At 63.0% G+C, this 6000-nt stretch carries 4 protein-coding genes; 2 read left to right on the top strand and 2 right to left on the bottom strand.

Translation table 11 applies throughout. The annotated features are described in order from the left end of the window. Positions 1 to 668: PEP-CTERM sorting domain-containing protein (locus tag V5B39_RS14805; RefSeq protein WP_332343643.1), on the top strand; the 668-nt coding region annotated here is incomplete at its 5' end. Positions 669 to 786: 118 nt separating this feature from the next. Here the strand turns inward: V5B39_RS14805 and V5B39_RS14800 are convergent. Continuing rightward, positions 787 to 2103, bottom strand: coding sequence for a tetratricopeptide repeat protein (locus V5B39_RS14800; RefSeq protein WP_332343642.1), 1317 nt, complete (start codon positions 2101 to 2103; stop codon positions 787 to 789). A 411-nt stretch (positions 2104 to 2514) separates the two neighbouring features. Between V5B39_RS14800 and V5B39_RS14795 the strand changes: the two genes are divergently transcribed. Further along, on the top strand, positions 2515 to 5097 hold the full coding sequence (locus V5B39_RS14795; protein ID WP_332343641.1) for an extracellular catalytic domain type 1 short-chain-length polyhydroxyalkanoate depolymerase: 2583 nt from the start codon (positions 2515 to 2517) through the stop codon (positions 5095 to 5097). Positions 5098 to 5145: 48 nt separating this feature from the next. Here V5B39_RS14795 and V5B39_RS14790 read toward each other — a convergent pair whose 3' ends face one another. Continuing rightward, complete coding sequence (locus tag V5B39_RS14790; RefSeq protein ID WP_332343640.1) at positions 5146 to 5922, bottom strand: enoyl-CoA hydratase; 777 nt, start codon at positions 5920 to 5922, stop codon at positions 5146 to 5148. Between the last annotated feature and the right edge of the window lie 78 nt (positions 5923 to 6000).

Genomic DNA, 6000 nt, shown 5'->3' with positions numbered 1-6000 from the left:
TTGGTGGCGGCGGTGATTTTGCCGAGCTGGGTTACGATGGCATTAGCGCTGCAGTGGCTGGCGGTGGATGGCGTGCGGGTTCGAACCGCTTCATCGTCGCGCTCGGCGATGCCGGCTTCAAGGCGGGTGCCGCTACCCTTGCCACTACGTTGGCAGCGATGGGCGGCATCGGTGCCGATCTGATCGGCATCGATTTCTGTGCCGTGGTCGGCGTCTGCTCCCTCACTCCGAGCTTCTCCAGCAGCATCACCGGTCTCGGCGGCTCGGTCTTTGCCTCTTCGGCTGCTCCGGCCGACATCGCCGCGGCGATCACCGCCGGCATCACGGCCAGCTTCTCCACGTACAGCAAGGTGACGGTCGATGACCTCGGCGGTGGTCTGCCCGAGATCGCGGTCTCCGCCGTCTGCACGGGCGCCGACATCGGGGCCTGTGTCGGTTCCGACGCGGTCGGTTCGTACGACCGTTCGGTTGACCGTGTGTTCACCTTCGACTACACCTTCACGCGTGTGGCTGCTGGCGACAAGGACTTCGACACCTTCGCGCTGGTCGACGACAAGATCGTGGCCCGCGAACATGACAGCTTCAAGACCCCCGAGCCGGCCACGCTGGTCCTGATGGGCATGGGCCTGCTCGGTCTGGGTGCTGCTCGCCGTCGCCGTTCAGTCTAACTCCCTCTCCCCCGACCCCTCTCCCGCGAGTGGAGAGGGAGATAATCGGTAGGGCAGAAGAAGCGGCCTGCGGGCCGCTTTTCATTTGGGAGAGCCGCCCGCCTCAACCGCCCGCCCACTACTTCGCCGAGAGTTGCTGCAGGCGCTGTCTGGCGTCGGCCGCGTTGTTGAAGTTCCTGTCGAGTTCAAGGGCTTTCTGCAGTGCGGCGACCGCTTCCTTCTTCTTTCCCTGCTCGGCATAGACCACCCCGAGGTGGTAGCGGAAACTCGCCTTCTTGGGGTTGGCGGCGATCGCCTTTTCGATTGCCTGCGCGGCCGGGCCGAGTTCGCCGCGAGCCCGGTGGACCCAGCCGAGCGTGTCCTGGATCGTCGTCACCTTGGGCGCCAGTTCGACCGCCTTTTTCGCCCAGACCAGCGCGTCGTCGAGACGCTCCTTGCGCACCGCAGCCATGAAGGCGAGATTGTTGTACGCGCCATACATCATCGGATCGTTCTGCACGGCCTCGAGGTAGGCCTGTTCGGCTTCGGCCCAGCGCTGCTGACCTTCGAGCACGGTCCCGAGTCTGAAGAAGGCCAGCGCCGGGTTTTTGGTCACCCTGGTGGCGGAGCGATAGGTGTTGGCGGCCTGGTCGAGGTCGCCCCTGGCCAAATACAGGTCGCCGAGATCGATGTAGGCGGGGAAAAAATCCGGCGCCATGGCGACGATCTTCTGCTGTGCGGCCAGAGCCTGATCGAGTTTACCCTGGGAGGCCAGGAAGCGGGCGAGGGCGTGCGCGAACTTCGGGTCGGCAGGCGCGAGCCTGACTGCCTGCTCATACTCGGCGAGTGCCGCATCCGGGTGGCCTTGCGCTGCCAGCGTCGCGGCCAGACCCGCATGCGCCTGCGGATTGCCGGCGTCGAGCGCGACGGCCGCACGGTAAGCGTCTTCTGCCGGTTTGGCCTTTTTCAGACCGAGCAGGGTGTTCTCGGCCAGGTTGAGTTGCGCGTCAACCGAGCGCGGGTCGAGCGCGACTGCTTTCTTGAAAGCGGTCTCGGCATCGACGAAGCGCCCTTGCTGAAACAGGTAGCGGCCCCAGGTGCGCTGCGTCAGCGCGCCATTCGGATCGACCGTCAGCGCCTGCTTCAGCCAGTATTCAACGCGGGCGGGCTGGTTTTGCCGGGCGGCGACTTCTGCCAGGCCGATGTAGGCGGTCGACAGCTTGGGATCGACCCTGGCCGCTTCCGTGAATGCAGCCTCGGCGGCCACCAGTTCGCCGGCATTCAGTGCCTTCAAACCGGCGTCCACCTTAGCTTGTGCGGGCGACGCGCCGGGTGGCTGCACCCTTGGGAAATCCGTCGATGGAATGGGTGCTGCCGCTGTCGGGAACGGTTCTGCCGCCAACAGGGCGGCGATCAGTCCGGCGACGATCGATGGTCGATGAATCATGGGAGTCATGCCCTCCAGGAACGTGGATTGAGTCGGTCGGCCGTCACCCTCGGTTTGGGCCTGCGCGTCCACAACGGCCGCAGCCAGTTTTTGGCCCGTATCGTCACCGTCCAGACAGTGCCGGCCGATGCAGGGGACACGCTGAGGAGGATAGAGAATCCAACGGGACTGCCGAAAGTATCAGCAGCCCGGTCAGGTCTGTCAACTGGTCCGAAAAGGCCCGAAAAGGCCCGACAAGGACAGAGTGAACGCGAAAATTTCGGCTGCGAACCGGAACCGCTGAGGTCAGCTTGCTTGCTGCGGCCCATTCGGCCGGTTGCGACGAACCCTCTGGCAGCCAGGGGAGCTTTATAAAATTAATTGTTGTCACTTACTAAATAATTTGGTGCATTTCTGAACGAACCGTGCTATCGTTGCTGCATGGTCAATGGGCTGGCACGTTATGAATTCAGCGAGCGACTCGCCGACATCCTCGGCGAGTCGCGGCGCGACCTGCGCTTCCGCGTCACCTTGATGGTCACCGGGGGATTGGTCGCTCCTGGACCGCGGGGGCGCGGCTCACCACCGGCGAGCCCACAATATGCTGCGCACCTGCTGATCGGGGCCATGGCGGCACCACAACAGTCGCAGACTCTTGAGGCCATTCGTTGTTATGCCGATCTGCGAGCGAATCCGGTCGCCGCGGGCAGCAATGCGCCGCGCGTGCTTTTCGGTCCGGCGATGGTCACTGCAGAAGCCGAGCAGCGTCCCGAATTTTTGATCCGACTGGATGGACTGTCCTTTGGTGAAGCGCTCGCTGGTCTGCTGGAACTGGCTTGTGCCGAGGAGACACGATCGATCGTTGCCAGCGAGCTGTTCGGCGTCCAGATCAACCGCGGCTGCCCGGTCGCTGCGCTGCAGTTCAGCGCTTGCTGGCAAGGCCGGCGCGCCGTGATCAGTCATACCTATGGCCTGGCCCCGGACGCTGTTCCGCCGGCCTGGCTTGATCCCCAACGTGGTGGAGTGGTCGATCCGGGCCTCCTTCACACCGTTTTCTTGCCGGTCCGAAAGTTGATCGAGATCGGTCTGTTGACCACCTTGTCCGATGACAGGAGTACTAACAGGAGTATGCCAATGTTGAACAAACTGGGCCATCACGTGGCCGCCATCAAGAAGATGGCAGAACTCGCGGCAAAGACGCCGCACGGAAGTCGCTGGGAGAAACTCCTGTCGGCGTTGACCGCAGTGCAAGCCTGGTCGGAGCAGGTCGATTCGCAAGAGAACCGCTTGCTCGAGGTCACCGCTTTCGGGTCCAATCCCGGCGAATTGCGGATGTACTGCCATGTTCCCGAACGCTTGCCGGCGAACGCGCCGTTGGTGGTCGTACTGCATGGCTGTACGCAGAGTGCGGCTTCGTATAACAAGGGGAGCGGCTGGTCCACCCTGGCCGACCGTTACGGTTTTGCGGTGTTGTTCCCGCAGCAGCACTGGAACAATAATCCCTTGCGTTGTTTCAACTGGTTCAAGCCGGAAGACAATGACCGCGAAAAGGGTGAACCCCTGTCGATCAAACAGATGGTCGATCGGATGCTCAGCGATCATAACCTGGATCGCCAGCGGGTCTACGTCACCGGGACATCCTCTGGTGGAGCGATGACCAATGTGATGCTGGCGACCTATCCGGAGGTGTTCGCGGGCGGTGCGGTGATCGCCGGGGTGCCTTACCGTACCGCCAAAGGTTTGCGGGAGGGCCTCGAAAGCATCTTTCAGGGGCGTTCGCGTTCGCCCAGGGAGTGGGGTGAGCTGGTGCGGGCAGCGTCGCTGCACCAGGGACCCTGGCCGAAGGTATCAGTCTGGCATGGCGATGCCGACACCGCCGTCAAGCCGGTCAACGCCGAAGAAACCATCAAGCAATGGGCGGACATCCACGGCCTCGACCTGCAACCGACGATCCAGATGATGGTCGATGGCTATCCGCGCCGGGTTTGGCAGGGGCCCGATGGCAACGAGCTGATCGAGTCCTATACGGTCACCGGCATGACTCACGGTGCGGCCCTGGATCCGGGCGCCGAGCCCCATCAGTGTGGCACGGCAGCCCCCTTCTTCAACGCCGTCGGAATTTCTTCGACCCACCGGATTGCCGACTTCTGGGGACTGCTTGCCGAGCAGCCAGCCAGTGCGCGTGACCCGGCCACGTCTGGGCAGGAAGCCGGGCGATCTGCCCGTACGTCGACGGCCGGGAGGGCCGGCACGATCGACTTGGGTCAGCGTACCTGCAAAGAAGAGGCCACGCAGAAAACCCGACCGGAGGACGATGTCCCCGGTACGCAGGAGCCGCGTTCCGGGGCCGGCCGGCCATTCGGCCTCGATGTGCATGGCATCATTTCGGCCTCGCTGGAAGCGGCAGGCCTGCTCAAGCCGGGTACTAGCAGTCGCCGGTCGGATAGCAGGGCGCCGCTCGGCATCGACGTTCCGGGCATCATTTCGACGGCACTGGAAGCGGCCGGAGCATTGAAAGGCCTGTCGCAGCGGTCGGCCTCGGCCGTCCCCGAAGCGATGCTCAAAACATCCGGTTGGGAAGGCTCTGGATGGGAACTGCTGCTTGACGACCCGCGCGCCTTTCGGGGTGGCTCGATGCTCTACGGCCACGCTTCGTCAGGCGACCGTGGTGCCCTTGGCGCGCGGGCGCAGTCGATTTCACGGCGGATCAAGCTGGGTGAACAGCCTGAGCTCAGCTACGTGCGGCGACTGGATCTCAACGCCGGGGTCAACGATTACACCAGCGCGAGTTTCCGGGTTCTGATCGATGGACAGGTGGTTGACGAGGTGACCGCCATCGGCATGGTTCACCAGGAAACCGAATGGCTGCGCCAGGCGGCGATCGACCTGGAACGTTTTGCCAATCGTACGGTGACGCTGACCCTCGAGGTGGCTGCCTGTTCGAATAGCTATCACACGGTTTACGCCAAGGCGTGGGTAGACCAGATCATGATTCACAACGCCGTCGATCTGGCCTGCTGTTGAGTGCCGGCCCCGCACCGACGGCCGGGCGGGGTCCTCGATCGGGAGGGATCAGCGGTTGCTGAAGGAAGGCTTGCGTTTCTCGACGAATGCGGCCATGCCTTCTTTCTGATCGTCGAGAGCAAAAGCCGAGTGGAAAGTGCGGCGTTCGAAGAGCAGGCCCTCCGACAGCGAGCTTTCATAGGAGCGGTTGATGCATTCCTTGATCATCATTACCACCGGCAACGAGAAACCGGCGATTCTGGTGGCGGCCGACATCGCCTCATCGAGAAGCTTGTCGGCCGGGACGACACGCGACACCAGCCCGGCGCGTTCGGCCTCGACAGCGTCGATGGTGCGCGCGGTCAGGCACATTTCCATGGCCTTGGCCTTGGAAACCGCGCGTGGCAGGCGCTGCGTTCCCCCCGCTCCGGGAAGAATCCCGAGGCGAATTTCAGGTTGACCAAACTGGGCGGTGTCGGCCGCCAGGATGATGTCGCACATCATCGCCAATTCGCAACCGCCGCCCAGGGCATAGCCGGCGACGGCGGCGATGACCGGTTTGCGGCAGCTCTTGAGGGTATCCCAGTTGCGCGTGATGAAGTCGCCCTTGTACGCCTGCATGTATGAAAGTGACTGCATCACGGTGATGTCGGCACCGGCCGCGAAGGCCTTGTCCGAGCCAGTGATGACAATCGCCCCGATGTTCTCGTCGGCTTCAAAGCCGCTGAGCGCATTGCCGAGTTCGTCCATCAGGTCATCGTTCAGGGCATTCAGTTGCTTCGGGCGGTTGAGAGTGATCAGGCCGACTTTTCCGCGCACTTCGGACGTAATGTTGACGTAGGTCATAAAGAAGATCTCCGGGCTCAATAGGGATGGATTCGAGAACCTGGACGAGGCACAGGTTCTCCTGGGTACTCTGAGCGG

The sequence above is a fragment of the Accumulibacter sp. genome (assembly GCF_036625275.1).
Lineage (GTDB): Bacteria > Pseudomonadota > Gammaproteobacteria > Burkholderiales > Rhodocyclaceae > Accumulibacter.
The sequence above is the reverse complement of the archived record's forward strand: the minus strand, read 5'-3'. Positions and strand labels throughout refer to the sequence as shown.